The sequence below is a fragment of the Hymenobacter sp. UYAg731 genome (assembly GCF_054061335.1).
The window spans coordinates 300012-315675 of sequence record NZ_JBSSEC010000004.1 but is presented as its reverse complement, the minus strand read 5'-3'; the positions used below and the strand labels follow the sequence as shown (position 1 = coordinate 315675).

Annotated in this window: 16 protein-coding genes; 9 read left to right on the top strand and 7 right to left on the bottom strand. The window is 60.0% G+C overall.

The window, feature by feature from the left end; all coding sequences use genetic code 11:
* Positions 1-75: 75 nt before the first annotated feature.
* Positions 76-1221 (top strand): molecular chaperone DnaJ, encoded by a 1146-nt coding sequence (gene dnaJ / locus ACVWYF_RS13360; protein WP_457068755.1) that lies wholly within the window; start codon positions 76-78, stop codon positions 1219-1221.
* A 7-nt stretch (positions 1222-1228) separates the two neighbouring features.
* Here dnaJ and ACVWYF_RS13355 read toward each other — a convergent pair whose 3' ends face one another.
* Entirely contained in the window at positions 1229-1387 is a 159-nt protein-coding gene (locus tag ACVWYF_RS13355) for a hypothetical protein (protein ID WP_457068753.1), read from the bottom strand.
* 134 nt (positions 1388-1521) lie between these two features.
* On the opposite strand from ACVWYF_RS13355, the gene ACVWYF_RS13350 reads away from it, so the two are divergent.
* From ACVWYF_RS13350 to ACVWYF_RS13325, 6 genes are all read left to right on the top strand, one after another.
* A complete protein-coding gene (locus ACVWYF_RS13350) occupies positions 1522-2031 on the top strand; it encodes an RNA polymerase sigma factor (protein WP_457068751.1) in 510 nt (169 codons plus the stop codon).
* The gene (locus ACVWYF_RS13345; RefSeq protein ID WP_457068749.1) at positions 2031-2654 is read left to right on the top strand and encodes a hypothetical protein; all 624 of its coding nucleotides are present in this window, start codon (positions 2031-2033) and stop codon (positions 2652-2654) included. The genes ACVWYF_RS13350 and ACVWYF_RS13345 overlap by 1 nt, the downstream gene beginning before the upstream one ends.
* 150 nt (positions 2655-2804) lie before the next feature.
* Positions 2805-3752, top strand: a complete 948-nt coding sequence (locus tag ACVWYF_RS13340; RefSeq protein WP_457068747.1) for an ABC transporter ATP-binding protein — start codon at positions 2805-2807, stop codon at positions 3750-3752.
* Positions 3753-3761: 9 nt separating this feature from the next.
* Positions 3762-5162: an ABC transporter permease gene (locus tag ACVWYF_RS13335; protein WP_457068745.1), complete on the top strand. Its 1401-nt coding sequence runs from the start codon at positions 3762-3764 to the stop codon at positions 5160-5162.
* Between the two features lie 186 nt (positions 5163-5348).
* On the top strand, positions 5349-6233 hold the full coding sequence (locus ACVWYF_RS13330; RefSeq protein WP_457068743.1) for a ChaN family lipoprotein: 885 nt from the start codon (positions 5349-5351) through the stop codon (positions 6231-6233).
* 66 nt (positions 6234-6299) lie between these two features.
* Complete coding sequence (locus ACVWYF_RS13325; protein WP_457068741.1) at positions 6300-6806, top strand: phosphoheptose isomerase; 507 nt, start codon at positions 6300-6302, stop codon at positions 6804-6806.
* Positions 6807-6872: 66 nt separating this feature from the next.
* On the opposite strand, the gene ACVWYF_RS13320 is transcribed toward ACVWYF_RS13325, so the two are convergent.
* From ACVWYF_RS13320 to ACVWYF_RS13310, 3 genes are all read right to left on the bottom strand, one after another.
* Positions 6873-7061 carry a hypothetical protein gene (locus ACVWYF_RS13320; RefSeq protein WP_457068739.1) on the bottom strand — a complete coding sequence of 63 codons (189 nt, stop codon included), beginning with the start codon at positions 7059-7061 and terminating at the stop codon, positions 6873-6875.
* A 53-nt stretch (positions 7062-7114) separates the two neighbouring features.
* On the bottom strand, positions 7115-9310 hold the full coding sequence (locus ACVWYF_RS13315) for a penicillin acylase family protein (RefSeq protein ID WP_457068737.1): 2196 nt from the start codon (positions 9308-9310) through the stop codon (positions 7115-7117).
* 92 nt (positions 9311-9402) lie between these two features.
* A complete protein-coding gene (locus tag ACVWYF_RS13310; RefSeq protein ID WP_198066873.1) occupies positions 9403-9750 on the bottom strand; it encodes a HesB/IscA family protein in 348 nt (115 codons plus the stop codon).
* Between the two features lie 208 nt (positions 9751-9958).
* Between ACVWYF_RS13310 and ACVWYF_RS13305 the strand changes: the two genes are divergently transcribed.
* On the top strand, positions 9959-10492 hold the full coding sequence (locus ACVWYF_RS13305) for a DUF7935 family protein (RefSeq protein WP_457068735.1): 534 nt from the start codon (positions 9959-9961) through the stop codon (positions 10490-10492).
* Positions 10493-10565: 73 nt separating this feature from the next.
* Here ACVWYF_RS13305 and bshA read toward each other — a convergent pair whose 3' ends face one another.
* The gene (bshA, locus tag ACVWYF_RS13300; protein WP_457068733.1) at positions 10566-11702 is read right to left on the bottom strand and encodes an N-acetyl-alpha-D-glucosaminyl L-malate synthase BshA; all 1137 of its coding nucleotides are present in this window, start codon (positions 11700-11702) and stop codon (positions 10566-10568) included.
* 36 nt (positions 11703-11738) lie between these two features.
* The gene (locus ACVWYF_RS13295; RefSeq protein WP_457068731.1) at positions 11739-12257 is read right to left on the bottom strand and encodes a hypothetical protein; all 519 of its coding nucleotides are present in this window, start codon (positions 12255-12257) and stop codon (positions 11739-11741) included.
* Here ACVWYF_RS13295 and ACVWYF_RS13290 point away from each other — a divergent pair.
* The gene (locus ACVWYF_RS13290) at positions 12249-12425 is read left to right on the top strand and encodes a hypothetical protein (RefSeq protein ID WP_457068729.1); all 177 of its coding nucleotides are present in this window, start codon (positions 12249-12251) and stop codon (positions 12423-12425) included. The two genes, ACVWYF_RS13295 and ACVWYF_RS13290, sit on opposite strands and share 9 nt — an antisense overlap.
* A gap of 68 nt (positions 12426-12493) precedes the next feature.
* On the opposite strand, the gene ACVWYF_RS13285 is transcribed toward ACVWYF_RS13290, so the two are convergent.
* Positions 12494-15517: a glycoside hydrolase family 3 N-terminal domain-containing protein gene (locus ACVWYF_RS13285; RefSeq protein WP_457068727.1), complete on the bottom strand. Its 3024-nt coding sequence runs from the start codon at positions 15515-15517 to the stop codon at positions 12494-12496.
* Positions 15518-15664: the final 147 nt, after the last annotated feature.

The window sequence follows — 15664 nt, the reverse complement described above, 5'->3', positions numbered from 1 at the left end:
GAGAGTAACTAATTACTTCCCCGGTAGAGATGCTTCGAATTTGCTCAGCATGACCATTCAGATACAAACACGCAGATGGCTACAAAGCGCGATTATTACGAGGTATTAGGCATTGTCAAAACAGCGGAGGGCGACGTTATCAAGTCGGCCTACCGGAAGATGGCCATCAAGTACCACCCCGATAAAAACCCCGACGACCCTACGGCTGAGGATAAATTCAAGGAAGCTGCCGAGGCTTACGAAGTCCTCAGCAACGCCGACAAGCGCGCGCGCTACGACCGGTACGGCCATCAAGGTATGGGCGGCGGCGGCGGTGGCGGCCCGCAGAACATGGAGGACATCTTCTCGCAGTTCGGCGATATTTTCGGCGGTGGCGGCGGCTTCGAAGGCTTCTTTGGGGGCGGGCGCCAGGGCGGTGGCCGGCGGCAGAAAAAGGGCTCGAACCTGCGCATCAAGCTGAAGCTCGATTTGGAGGAAATCGCCAATGGCGTGGAGAAGAAAATTAAGGTGAAGCGCTACGTGGCTTGCCAGCCATGCAGCGGCACCGGGGCCAAAAACGGCACCGACCTCAAAACCTGCCCCACCTGCCAGGGCCAGGGCCAGACCAAGCGCGTGGTGAACACCATGCTGGGCCAGATGGTGAGCAGCAGCACCTGCCCCACCTGCAACGGCGAGGGCAAAACCATCGTGACGACCTGCGACGTGTGCAAAGGCGAAGGCCGCCAGTTGCATGAGGAAGTGATTCCCATTAATATCCCCGCCGGCGTGGCCAACGACATGCAGTTGAGCATGAACGGCAAAGGCAACTTCCCCGAGCGCGGCGGCGTGCCCGGCGACTTGCTCATTCAGATTGAGGAGGAGCCGCACGAATTCCTGAAGCGCGACGGCAACAACATCATGTTCGAGCAGTACATTTCGTTCGTGGATGCCGCTTTGGGCGCGAGCCTGGAGGTGCCCACCATCGAGGGCAAGGTGAAAATCAAGGTTGACCCCGGCACCCAGCCCGGTAAAATTCTGCGCCTGCGCGGCAAAGGCATCAAGGACCTGAACGGCTACGGCCGCGGCGACCAGCTCATCCACCTGAACGTGTGGACGCCCAAAAACGTGAGCAACCAGGAGCGCGAGCTGCTGGAAAAGCTGCGCGACTCGGACAACTTCACGCCGCACCCCGGCAAGAATGAGAAGGGCTTCTTTGAGAAAGTGAAGGAGTATTTCGCGTAACCCCTGATTAGATAATTTTGAAAAGCCCCGTCTGGCCTTTGGTCAGGCGGGGCTTTTTTGTTTGATAAAGGGCGAATAAAAGAACGTCATGCTCAACTGGCATCCGCGCAGCCGAAGCATCTCGCGTGTGGTAGTAATCATTATCATTGAACGATTGAATTGCCATGGCACGCGAGATTGTTTCGACTGCGCGGACGCCAAACGAGCATGACGTTCTTGTGTGCTTCTAAATATTTCGGCTGTGCCTGTAATGCTTCTCAATCGGCTGCGATTCACTCCCTGAAAAACTCTTACCCCCGCATGGCCTCCGCCACCCCGTCTGCTGATTTTGTTGCCGCGCTGCACGAGTACCAGCCGCTGTTGCGGCGCGTGGCCCGCCTCTACTGCCAAGATGTCGACGACCGTCAGGACCTGTTCCAGGAAATGGTGTTGCAGCTGTGGCGGGCCTGGCCGCGCTACGTGCCCCAGCCGGGCGCGAAGCTCAGCACCTGGCTCTACCGCATTGCCCTGAATGTGGCCATCTCGAACCTGCGCCAGCGCACCCGCCGCCCGGCCCCGAGCGAGCTGGATGCCGAGGCGCTGGCCGTGGCCCAGGCCCCGGAAACGGGTTTCGATGCCGACGACCGCGCCCAGCTGTACCGGGCCATCGGCCGGCTGTCGGAAGTGGATAAGGCGTTTGTGCTGCTTTACCTCGAAGACCGGCCCTATGAGGAAATGGCCGATATCCTCGGCATCACCCAAAACAATGTGCGCGTGAAAATGCACCGCGTGCAGGAAAAACTCCGCGCCCTTTTAGTCCCCGCCGCCTAATGGAACTCGATGACCTTCGCCGCCAGTGGCAGCAGCCTGAACCAGCCGCGCCGCCCATGACCCAAGCGGCGCTTAGCCGTCTGCTAGCCCAGCGCTCGGACGGACTGGTGGAGAGAATGCGCCGCAATGCTCGGTGGGAATTGGGTTTTGTGGTGCTGATGGCCGTGACGATGCCGCTGATACTGCGGTTTGCTAGCAATTTTCTGGAGCGGGCGCAGGTGGTGAGCTTGTTTCTTGTGGCGCTGGTGATGCTGGGCTACTACTACCGCAAACTGGCCATGCTGCGCCAAATGACCGAGCCCGATGGGCACGTGCTTGGCAACCTGCGGCGGTTGAGTGCCGGCCTGCGCAACATGCTGCGCTTCAACTATCGGCTGACCCTGGCCATGCCACCGGCTTCGTTGCTGCTGGCGCTGGAATTCGTGGTGGGCAAGGAATTGAGCCGGCCCGGTGGGGTGCGCACCACCATGCTACTCGGCCTAGGGGCGGCGATGCTGGTCCTGGGACTTCTGTTGCAGTGGGCCGTGGTGCGGGCCACCCGCTGGTACCTCCAACGCCTCTACGGCCAGTACCTCGACCGTCTGGAGGCCAACCTGCGCGAACTCGCCGACCCGTTGCCCTAGCTTGCCTGGCCCCGTTCGTCTCGGTTATTCACCGTTTGGGGGTTGGTTGCAGCCGTTTGGCTCACGGCTTCTGGCAAGTAAGGGAGGCGCTCAATACATTTGCTCAGCGACATTCTTCTACATTTAACCCACTAACCAACCCTTCTTTCTGTGAAACCAATACTGGAAGCCATCGGCGTGCGCAAGGCCTACGCCAACCACGTCGCCCTCGACGGCGTGAGCCTCGAAATTCCCGAGGGCAGCATCTTCGGCCTGCTTGGGCCCAACGGCGCGGGCAAAACCTCGCTCATCCGCATCATCACCCAGATTACAGGGGCCGATGAGGGCGAAATCCGCTTTCGGGGCGAGCGGCTCAACCCGAGCCACATTGCCCAAATCGGCTACCTGCCCGAGGAGCGCGGCCTCTACAAAAAGATGAAAGTGGGCGAGCAGCTGCTCTACCTGGCCCGGCTGCGGGGCCTGAGCCGCGAAGATGCCACGGCCCGCATCAAGCAGTGGCTGAACCGTTTTGAGATAAAAGAGTGGGCCGGCAAAAACGTGGAAGACCTCAGCAAGGGCATGCAGCAGAAGGTGCAGTTCATAGCCACAGTGCTGCACGACCCCAAGCTGATTATCCTGGATGAGCCGTTCTCGGGCTTCGACCCCATCAATGCCAACCTGATTAAGGACGAGATTCTGGAGTTGCGCAACCAGGGCGCGACCATCATTTTCTCGACGCACCGCATGGAATCGGTGGAGGAGATGTGCGACAACATTGCTCTCATCAACCGCTCGCGCAAGGTGCTGGACGGGCCGATTGGCGTGATTCGGGACCAGTTCAAAACCAATACCTACGAGGTGGAAGGCCGGGGCAAGCTCATTCTGGCGCATCCCGATTTTGAAGTGGTGGAACAGAAGGAGCGCGAAAACGGCCACTTCTACGCCCGCGTGCAACTGCACGACGGCGTGCGGCCTAACGACCTGCTGCGCTACCTCATTGGGGCGGTGGAAGTGGAATCTTTCCGCGAGAAAATCCCGAGCATCAACGAGATTTTTATCCGGCGCGTGCGCGAAACCATGCCCGAAACCCTCCTCGAAACCGCTAACGCACTTCTTTAATCCGTTGTCATGGCCTCCAAATTCCTCCTTATTGCCCAACGCGAATACCTGAGCCGCGTTCGCAAAAAAGCCTTTATCGTCCTCACCCTGGCCGTGCCGCTGCTGCTGGCGGCGTTCGGCTTCATCATCGCCAAGGTAGCCAGCTCCGACAACGACACCACCGACGTAATAGAAGTGCGCGATGACTCCGGCCTGAACGTGGCCAGCCACCTGGTGAGCACCCCGCAGCTGCGGTTTGCAACGGCAACCGGCACGCTGGCCGAAGCCAAAAAAGGCTTCCAGAAAGCCAAGCATGACGGGCTGGTGTACCTACCCGCCGCCCTCGACGTGGAGAAGCCCTCCGGCGTGCAGTTCTTCGGCAAAGGCAACATAAGCCTGAAAAAGCAGCTGGCCGTGGAAACAGCTCTCAATAAAGCCTTTTCGGACCTGAAAATGCAGAAATCCGGCCTCACCCAGGACCAGCTCGACCGCCTGCGCTCGAAGGTGGATTTGCAGGCCGTGAGCCTCGATGAAACCGGCAAGGAAGCCAACAGCAACGCGCTGGCTACCTCGGGCATCGCCTACGCGCTGGCCCTGGCTATCTACTTTTTTATCTTCATCTACGGCGTGCAGATTATGCGCGGGGTGGGGGAGGAGAAGTCGAGCCGCATCATGGAAGTGATGCTGTCGTCGGTGAAGCCATTTGATTTGATGATGGGCAAGATTGTGGGCATCGCGGCGGTGGGCCTCACCCAGTTTCTGCTGTGGGGCGTGCTGTCGTTTGGGGTAAGTTCGGTGGTGCTGCCGCTGCTGATAGGCAAGGACAAACCCAAGACGGAGGTTGCCGCCGGCACCCGGGCTCCCGGAGCCCCGGCTGTTACTGCGGCCGACGACGACGAACCCCGCAGCGCGGGCGCGCAATTTGACCGCAGCGTGGACAAGCAAACGGCCCAGGCCAGCAATCCGGCCAGCCGTTTCAACTTTCTCAATACGCTGGCGGCGCTGCCGCTGGGCACCATTCTGTTCGGTTTCATTATCTATTTCCTGGGTGGCTACCTGCTGTATGGGGCGCTGTTCGGGGCCGTGGGCGCGGCCGTGGACGACCAGACCGATACCCAGCAGTTCATGTTTCCGATTACCATGCCGCTTATTCTGAGCTATATCGTGGGCGTGTCGGTCATCCTGCGCAACCCCGACGGGCCGGTGGCTTTCTGGATGTCGATGTTCCCGCTGACCTCGCCCATTGCCATGGTCATCCGCCTGCCGTTTGGCGTGCCGATGTGGCAGCTGGCGCTGTCCATTGTCCTGCTCATTCTGGGCTTTATCGGCACGGTGTGGGTGGCGGCCCGCATCTACCGCGTGGGTATCCTGATGTACGGCAAGAAGGTGACGTACAAGGAGCTGGGCAAGTGGATGTTTTATAAGGGCTAAAAGGTCTGCTTTCGAATCGAAAACAACTGTGTCAACCACTTTTGCACGCGCAAAAGCGGTTGACACAGTTGTATCAGGCAGTTTTGCACCTATAAAAGTTGTTTGTATAGCTGTGCGGGCCACTTTTGTACGCACAAAACTTCCTCGTATAGCTCCATGAGGAATCCCTGTTCTTAACTGCTACTTATGCCTCGTTTCCTGCGTTTCCGCTTCTTATTGCTGCTTTTGCCGCTGCTGGCCTTCACCGCCGACCGGCCGGCCTACCGCCTCTTCACCGCCGCCGGCCCGCCCGCCGACTACGACCAGATGCTCCAGGAGCTGACCCAGGCCGATGTGGTGCTTTTCGGTGAGCAGCACAACGACGCCTTGGCGCACTGGCTGGAGCTGCAGGTAGCCAGGGACCTGTTGAAACTGAAAAAGCCCGGCCAATTGGTACTGGGCCTAGAGATGTTTGAGCGCGACGTGCAGCCGCTGATAGCGCAATACGCCGCCGGTACCCTGGCCGATACCGCCTTCGAGCGCCAGGCCCGCCCGTGGCCCAACTACGCCACCGACTACCGCCCGCTGCTGCAATTCGCCCGCGAAAACCACCTGCCCGTCATCGGCACCAATGCCCCGCGCCCTTTCGCCAAAACCGTGGCCCAGCGCAGCCTCACCGCCCTCGACAAGCTGCCCGCCAATGACCGCGCCCTGCTCGCCCCGCTCCCGCTGAAAGTGGACTACGACCTGCCCGGTTACAAAAACATGGCCGCCATGTTTGGCGGCAGCGGCCAGGCCCACGGCGGCGGCGCCCAGAACATCATTCAGGCCCAAGCACTAAAAGACGCCACCATGGCCCACTTCATTGAAACCAGCCTCGCGCCCGGCCAAACCATGCTACACCTCAACGGCAGCTACCACTCCGACCACCACGACGGCATTGTGGCCTGGCTGCACCAGTACGTGCCCAAACTGCGCGTAAAAACCATCAGCGTGGTGACGCAGGAGCAGCTCCAGACGCTGGAAAAGGAGCAGGTGAACGTGGCCGATTATGTGGTGGTGATACCGGCGGATGCTGCGAAAACGTATTGATTAAACGGCTAGGCGGCTATAAATAATGAAGTTGATATATTTGCTTCACTTCAAACGTAAATACTTATGCCCGACACTGACTCTCAAAAGCGCGCCCTGTTCCACCAAGTGGCCGAAACGCTGAAGCAGCAAGGCTTCATCATTGCCAAAGAAGACCCCAATCGCCCGTGGGGTGGGTTTTTCGTAATTGACGAAGCCCAGGCCCAGGAATTTGCCAACACCTATTTCGACGGCCTGCTGGTGGATAGCCTGCGGATTTCGGGCCGGCTGAGCCCAAAAATTCTGATAGTAGCCCCGCACCAGCGGCTGAGCTGGCAGTACCACCACCGCCGCGCCGAAATCTGGCAGGTTGTGCAGGGCCCGGTAGGCGTGGCCACCAGCAAAACCGACGAGCAGGGCGAAGTAAAAAGCCTGCAAGTGGGCGAGCGCATCATTCTGCGGCAGGGCGAGCGCCACCGCCTCGTGGGCCTGAAAGAATGGGGCATCCTGGCCGAAATCTGGCAACACACCGACGTAGATAACCCGTCGGATGAGGATGACATCGTACGCGTGCAGGACGACTTCGGACGCTAGGGGTTGGCGGAAATAAGGGTAGTCGAAAGCAAGAAAAAACGGTCATGCTCATCTATCCAGCCTCCTCTATTCGGCCTCCTCGCTGGGCTTCACCTTCTTCATGGCCTCGGCCAGCGACTGCTGGAGCTTGGTGCCGGAGTCGGCCGGGGCTTTTTCACTGATGTTGTACTGCTTTTGCAGGCGCTCCCACTCCTCAATGGCAATGAAAACGCCGGTGATTTTGCCTTTGTCGTCGGAGAGATATTTAACGTCCATGCGTGGTTGGGTTAGCGTGATTGGATGGCGTTGAAGGTAAGCCCGTCACAGGCTTACTCGCCGGGATGGTAGGTTTTTTCGGCATGGGCCTTCACGTCTTCGGGGTAGAAGCGCACTTCCTTGAAACGGCCGTTGCAGTATAAATCGGCCTGGTCGGTGAAGTGGGGCGTGCCGGGGCGGCTGCTCTGGCCCCCCGTGACCACCGAGCGCGCTACGATGCGCGGGCCAAACTCCACCACCGCCACGAAGCTGTTGCCCACATTGCCGTAGCGCTTTTTGGTGCTGGGGTAGGCCCGCGCCCCAAACGCGGCCAGCGAGCCCCAGGCCGACGAGGTGAAGGCCACCGGCAGGCTGGGCTGCTGGTCGTCGTACTTCTCCTCGATGTGGCCGGTGAGGCGCTGGTAGCGGTTCACATCGCCCCAGGGCATTTTCCAGGTGCCGAAATCGCGGGTCAGGTCATCAATGGCCTCGGTGAGGGCGGCTACTTTTTCGGTGGGCGAGGTATTTGCCAGCGCGAAGCGGGTGAAGCTTATGTAGTCGAGCTGCGGCTGGGCAGCGGGCACGCGGGCGCGGGCCTTGGCCAGGAGCCGCTCGGCCCAGTAAATGGCCACCGTCTGGGCCACGGAGTTTTGGGCGTAGCCGTGGTTCCAGGCCCGGAGCATCTCCACGGCTTCGCCTACGGCGGGCGCGGCGGCTTTTTCGGCCGAGGTAGGCTGGTAGGCGGCCAGCAGTGGCGGCAGCATATCATCGAAGGCGGTGAGGTGCGGATTGTCGGCCGCCGCAATCAGGGTATCGAGGGTAAACACGGCTTTGCCGCTGAGCACGCGCACGGCGTTGAGGCCCCGGTAATTTTCGGCATCGGGGGCCAAGTATTTGGGGTATTTAGCCGCCAGCGGGCTGCTGGGGCCGGCCACGGTGAAAGGCGTCGAATTACAGTTTTGGATGAAACCGCTGGCGGGATTATGCACTTGCACCAACTCGCTCACCGGGTGAAACCCCTGCCATTCGGTGGCCGGGTTGCTGCCATCCACGGGCTGGCTCCAGTCGAATTTCGGGTCGCGCTTTGGCATAAAATTGCCGTGCCAGTAGGCAATGCTGCCCTTGGTATCGGCAAAAACGGTGTTGTTCGAGGCGTTGCCGTTCAGTTTCATCACCTGCTGAAAGCTGGCGTAGTCGGTGGCTTTGGTGCGCAGGTAAGACTGTTGCAGGGCGGCCAGCGGCGCGTTCATCATCTTCACCGCTACCCATTGCCCGTCCGATTTCTGACCCACGATGGGGCCGTGGTGCGTGCGGTAGATAGTAAAGGTTTTGCGCAGGATTTTATCGCCCGATTTGTAGGGCAACGACACTTTTTGCACCTGCACGGCGCGCAGCTTGCCGCCGTACTTATAGAAGAAATTGCCGCCTTTTTCTTCGATGGTTTCGAGGTATTCGTCCATTGAATCGGCCTGGCTGGACGTGTGCATCCAGCCGCAGTGCTCATTGAAGCCCTGATAGACAAAAAACTGCCCCCACGTTACGGCCCCGTAGGCATTCAAACCCTGCTGGCTCGCCATCTGCACTTCAGAGCGGAAGTAGAAGGAGGTATGCGGGTTGATGAGCAGCAAGGCGTGGCCGCTGGTGCTTTTGGCCGGCGCAATGGCAAAGCCGTTGGAGCCCATCGGCTCGCGGTCGGCCCGTCCGAAGTCGGTATCAATCCACGAACTCGACTTTTTCTGGCTGTAAAACGCCTTCAGCCGCTCAATACTCACCACGCTGATATTTCCCCCAATGCTGCCTTCGCTGAACATGAGCGGCATCCAGGGCTGGAAGCGGCGCAACAGCCGAGGCTGCACGGTGGGGTGCGTGGCCAGGTAGTAGTTGGTGCCAGCGGCGAAGGCGTCGAGCAGCTTCTTCGTCTCGGCCGGGCACTTCTGGTAAATGGCCAGGGTCTGCGTGCTGTCCATGAATAGCCGGGCGCGCAGGTCGTGGTACAGCGCCGCTTCGCCATCTACCTCCGCCTGCCGGCCAATGGCGTCGAGGTAATTGGCCTCCACGCGGTCAAAATCGTCCTCGCACTGGGTGTAGAGCAGGCCGAAAACGGCATCCGCATCCGTCTTGCCGTAGATGTGCGGCACGCCGTAGGTGTCGCGCGTGATGCTTACCTGCCGGGCCTGCTGCTGCCAGCGCGCCAGCTCGGTGGGGCTGAATTTTTGCGCCTGAGCCAGGAAGTTCGTCAGCAGCAAAAGGAGCGGCAATATCAAGCGCATAAGGCAGGGATTTGGTGAACTGATTGGTGCGAAAGTAAACGAAAAAGCCCCGGCCGGATGGGCCAGGGCGTTATGCTTAAAAACCGCAAGGGTTACGCCGAGAACGACGAGCCGCAGCCGCAGGTGCTCTTGGCCTGGGGGTTGTTGAAGACGAAGCCGCGGGCGTTGAGGCCGTCCTGGAAGTCGACTTCCATGCCCAGCACGTACATGGCGTGCTTTTTATCCATGATGAGCTTCAGGCCGTCGAGGTCGTAGGTTTCGTCGGCATCCTTGGCTTTGTCGAAGCCGAGCAGGTAGCTCATGCCCGAGCAGCCGCCGCCCTGCACGCCGATGCGCAGGCCGTAATCGGCCGGGACGTTCTTCTCCTGGATGATGTTTTTCACCTCCACTACGGCGCGGTCGGTGAGGGAAATGGGGGCGAGGGTGGCAACAGCAGCCATAATAAAAGTTGATTTAGCGGGAAGTGAAGAACAAAGATACGGCCGGAGCCGGCGTTGCCGTTGGTACGGCCGCAGCACAGCAAACAGCGGTTGGGGTCCGGCGGTTCACGGCGTAGTTTTGCAGCTTGTGCGGTGAGCTTTGGCCTGCCGTTTCACCTACTGCCAACTCACGCACGGCCCTGCGGTGGCACCTAAAGCTTCCCTCCCCATGGATTCGACCTACCTTTTCGACCTGCTTAAGATTATCCTGCCCGCGCTCATTGTGGCCGGGGCCATCTACTTTCTGTTCAAAGAATTTCTGGAGAAGGAACAGCAGCGCCGCCTGATTGAGCTGCGCCTCGAAAGCAACAAAACCACACTGCCCCTGCGCCTGCAGGCCTACGAGCGCATCGTGCTGTTTCTGGAGCGCATCTCGCCCAACAACATCCTCGTGCGCCTGAGCAGCGCCGGCTCCACCGCGCCCGAGTTTCACCGCCTGCTCCAGCAGGAAATCCGGGCCGAATACGAGCACAACCTCTCGCAGCAACTCTACATTTCGGCCGATGCCTGGACGCTGGTGAAAGAAGCCAAAGAAAACGTGCTCACGATGGTGAACCGCGCCTTCCACGGCATTCAGAACCCGGCCCAGGCGCGCGGCACCGAGCTGGCCAAGCGCATCCTCGAAGGCCTGATGATGGACGGGGCCGAACCCACCGCGCAGGCGCTGGCCGTGGTGAAGAACGAGGCGTCCGGGCTGTTTTAACGCTTCGCTTAGTGAGGAACGAAGAACTGGACCAAACGCGGCCAAAACGCTTTGTTTCTCATTATGCAAAGGGTCAAGCCGTTACGCTCACCGCCTCCATCGCCTGGCGGTAGCACTCCTCATACAGTGGCACGATATTCTCCACGGCAAACTCCTCGGCGCGGGCGCGGGCAGCGGCTTTGAAGCGCGGCAGGTTCGCATCATCGAGCACGTAGAGGGCATTTTTGACCATGTCCTCCACGTCGCCGATTTCGCTCAGCATGCCGGTCACGCCATGCACATTCAGCTCGGGAATGCCGCCGGCGTTGGTGCTCACCACGGGCACTTCGCAGGCCATGGCTTCGAGGGCGGCGAGGCCGAAGCTCTCGTTTTCGGAAGGCATCAGAAACAGGTCGCCCACGCTCAGCACTTCCTCCACGGCTTCGAGCTTGCCCAGAAAGCGCAGGTCGCGATGCACGTCAAGGTCGCGGGCCAGCTTTTCCATACGGTTACGGTCGGGGCCGTCGCCCACGAGAAGCAGCTTGGCCGGGATTTTCTCCCGCACGCCCACAAAAATCCGCAACACGTCTTCCACCCGCTTCACGGTGCGGAAGTTGCTGGTGTGTATCAGAAGCTTCTCGCCGTCTGGGGCGATGGCGGCCCGGAAATGGCTTTTTTCCTGCTTCTTGAAACGGTGCAGGTCGATGAAGTTGGGGATGACCATGATGTCCTTTTCGACGGCAAAATACTCGTAGGTCTCGCGCCGCAAATCGGCTGACACCGACGTTACGCCGTCGCTCTGGTTGATGCTGAACGTGACCACCGGCTCAAAGCTGGCATCCTTACCCACCAGCGTAATATCAGTGCCGTGCAGCGTGGTCACCACCGGAATCTGAATGCCGCGCGAACGCAGAATCTGCTTGGCCATGTAGGCCGCCGAGGCGTGCGGAATGGCGTAATGTACGTGCAGCACGTCGAGCTTCTCGTTCTGCACAATGTCAACCATTTTGCTGGTTAGCGCCAGCTCGTAGGGCGGAAACTGAAACAGCGGATACGCGGGCACATACACCTCGTGGTAGAAGAGGTTCTCGTTGAAGAAGTCGAGCCGCACCGGCTGGCTGTAAGTAATGAAATGGACGCGGTGGCCGCGCTGGGCCAGGGCTTTGCCCAGTTCCGTGGCCACCACGCCGGAGCCGCCGAAGGTGGGATAACAAACGATGCCGATGTTCATAGGGAAGCTAACGCGAAAAAGAGCTGCGCGTTCTGCCTAACCGGAAACCGGGCGGGATGTTGGCCGGGCCGGACCCGCTGGCTTCAGGAGTTCAGGCGTAGAATCACCTTCGGCGTAGGCAATGGCTTCGATAAGTGCCTTGGCCTGGTCGGTTTTGAGTGAAATATCTACGCCGTTTACCGCAAACGCGCCATCGAGCACGAAGGGAATGCGCAGTATCGTGACGCGGCGCGGCGGGGTTGTGATGCGGATGGCGTGGTACGGAATGTACACGTAGCGCTTGCCCAGGAAGTTCTTTCCCAGACACATGCCTTCTGCATCAAGCTTGATGTATAGAGTGTGTTTGTAGGTCACACTGCCAATCATGGCCGAGGTGGACTGCATGCCGGGCGGCGGCGCGTCGATGCCGAAATCGGCGCGCAGGTCGCTCAATCCTTTTTTGAATGGATTGAATACCGGCCGGCCCAAATAAAACAACCGGCCCATCGTATAAAAGAAGGCGAGCTGCACCGCAAAAATCAGCGCTGTTACCAGCCAGCCGCCTGTTTGTTCCATTGTAGGTGCAAACTCACCGAAAACCGCGCTTCCCTATACTACCACCGCCGCTTTCCCGAGCATAAGCTGGACTGGGACATCGGCCTCATTTACCAGTATTGGCGCGAAACCCAGCAGCCGGCGTTCAACACCAGCTTTAATCTGATGATGGATTTTATTATCAAATAGGCCATTACCGCGACGGGGCCACGACTGCGAAGTCGCGGCCCCGTCGCGTTTTCAGAATGCAGAAAGCCTTATTTCTGGGAGGCTGTGGCCGGCAATTTCTTCGTGTTTTCCGCCGCCATCGCCTTGTAAATAACCTCCTGAATCCGGGTGCGGATGTTGTACTGGCGCAGCTTGTTATTGCCAGCATCGGGGTACACGCGGTTGGAGAGGAAGATGTAGAGGATGTTGTTGTCCGGGTCCATCCACACGCAGGTGCCCGTGAAGCCGGTGTGGCCGAAGGTGCTGGCCGGCGAGAGGTTGCTGGTGGGGCCTTCGGGCTTGCTGGGGTCGCCGTGGTCCCAGCCCAAGCCGCGCCGGCTGCCGGCCGTCTGGGGCCGCGCAAACTCCGTCACCACCGGCGACTGGAAGTAGCGGGAGCCGCCGTAGTTGCCGTTTTGCAGGTTCATCTGCATCAGCACCGCCAGGTCGTTGGCCGTGGCAAACAGGCCGGCGTGGCCGCCCACGCCGCCCACGAGGGCGGCGGTTTGGTCATGCACCGTGCCTTGCAGTTGCTCGCGGCGGTAGTACGTATCGTTCTCAGTGGGTGCGATGCAGCTTTTGGGAAAGCGCTGCAAGGGGTTATACGTCATGCTGCCCAGCCCCAGCGGCCGATAGAAGTTGTCTTCCAAGAAATTCTCAATTGGCTGTTTGAGAAGTTTTTCGCACACCCGCTTCATCACCATAAAGCTGAGGTCGGAATATTCTGTGGGGTACTTGCCTTTGATTTTGGGCAGCAGGCTGGAGCGCATGGTCCAGGCCCAGACGGAGTCGTCGGCGGCTTTGGTGCTGTATTCGCCGGGTGCTACTTCATTGGGGAAGTCGTCGGAGCGGGCGCTGGCGTAGAAGGTGGGCTTGAGCTGCCCGTCGCGTAGGGTACGCTCCCAGGTTGGGATGCCCGGCTTGAGGCCGGCCTGGTGCAGGAGCACATCGCGCACGGTCATGTCGCGCTTGTTGGTGCGGGCCAGCTCGGGTAGGTAAGTTGATACTTTCTCCTCGATGTTCAGCTTGCCCTGGTCCTTGAGGTACATCACGGCTTGCAGGGTTCCGGCCACTTTGGTCACCGAAGCCAGGTCGTATAACGTGCTGCTGGTCACGGGTTGAGTTTGGTCGTAGGTGCAGTAGCCGTAGCTCTGGTCGAACACCACGGTGCCGTTTTTGGCCACCAGCACCTGGCAGCCGGGAGCCGCCGCGTAGGTCTGGCTTTCGAGGGCAATGTTGTCAATCTGGGCCAAAACCCGCGAGCTCAGGCCCTGGCTTTCGGGCACGGCGTAGCGCAGCCGGTGCAGGTCGGCGGTGGCAATGCCGAAGTTGGTTTTGAGCGTGGGCGACACCGTAACGGGTAATTTGCCCCGCGCCGGCAGCGCCCCAAATAGCACCTGCGGCACCACCAGCTGCGCCGCGTAGTGGTCCTCGTAGCCGCAAACCAGCGTGCGTGCTCCTTCCAGATATTTCAGCGAATAGGCGTTGCCCATCGCTACTACCACCGTTTTAATGCGCTTGTTGGCTTCCAGCTGCTTAATGAATTTCAGCGCCCCGTCGCCGATGCCGTAGCTGTGGCTGGGCGTATTATTCATCTGGTGCAGGCTCACTACCACCACATTATAGCCTTGCAGGCGGCTGCTGATGCGAGCAAATGTAGAGTCGGGCGCGTAGCGGTCGGGCACGGCGTACACCGGGCCGGGCTGGTATTTGTTGAAAATGGTCGCGTACGGCCCCTCCGCTTGGGCGCCAATGGTGATGGCTGCAATCCGCAGCGTATCGAGCCGCTGGAAGGGGAGGAGGTTGTCGTCGTTCTTGGCCACGGTCACCGCGTGCTCAAAAATGCTTTGGGCCAATACTTTCGAGTCGGGCAGGTTCAGGCTGTCGCGCAGGGTGCGCAGATTCACGGGCTGGTAGTGGTTCAGCCCGGCCCAGTACTTGGCCCGCAAAATTTTCTTGATGCGCAGGTCCAAATCAACCTGAGTAAGCTTGCCAGCCGCCACCGCCTCGCGGATGCGCAGCAGGGCCGAGGGCACGTCTTCCGAAAACAGCAGCACGTCGTTGCCGGCGGCCAGGGCCAGGGCATCCAGCTCACCATCCTTGTAGAGCCGGCTCACGCTCTTCATATTGAGCGCATCGGTGAAAACCAAGCCTTTGAAGCCCATTTTGTCCTTCAGCAGGTCCGTTACCAGCGCGTGCGACAGAGTGGTGGTTTTGGCGTCCGTGGTGTCGAACAGCGGCATGTAGAGGTGAGCCACAATCACGCCCATCACGCCCGCCTCAAACGACTGCTGGAAGGGCACCAAATCCACCTTCGTGAGGCGGGCCATGTCGGTGTTGATGACCGGCAGCGAAACGTGTGAATCGGTATCGGTATCGCCGTGGCCGGGGAAGTGCTTGGCCACCGCCATCACGTTGTTGTCCTGCAAACCCTTGATATACTGGATGCCCAGCGTGGCCACCCGGTTCTGGTCCTCGCCAAATGAGCGGTTGCCGATGACGGGGTTGCCGGGGTTGGAGTTCACGTCGAGCACCGGAGCGAAGTCGATGTGTACGCCCAGCGCCCGCATTTTGCGGGCAATGTCGCGGCCCATCTGGTACACGTACTTGGGGTCGTCCATAGCGCCCAGCGTCATCTGCTTGGCGAAATGGGCTGAGGAGTCGAGGCGCATGTCGAGGCCCCATTCGGCGTCCATAGCGATGAGCAGGGGCACCTTGGCGGCGGCTTGCAAGCGGTTGACCATCAGGGCCTGGCGTTTGGGGCCGCCCTGCATAAACATCACGCCGCCAATGCCCTGGTTACGTACCAGCCGTTCGATGCGCTCGACGTGGCTACGGTCTTTGTTGGAGTACGCGGCCACCATGAACAGCTGGCCCAGACGCTGGTCGGGCGTGAGGGCGTTAAAAATACTGTCGACCCAGGCCGTCTCGACCGGTCCGAAAGGCAGCGGGTCGGCGGGCATTTTTTTTACATCGGCAAACGACAGCAACATTCCCGCCGCCAGCAGCAGGGCCGCCATGGTAAGCTGGAAAGGGATGCGCATCAGCCCCGTAGGGTTGGTGGGTTGGTTCAAGGGGCAAACGGGCCGCGGGGGCCGTACTTTTGTCGTGAGTAGCAACGGAACCCGCCGGCCGGGTTTGGAGGTTCCAATCCTGGGCGGCTCCGGCGCGAAACCTGACGGCGTGAGCCGCAGAATCTCGCTTTGGAACTCCGCTATTTA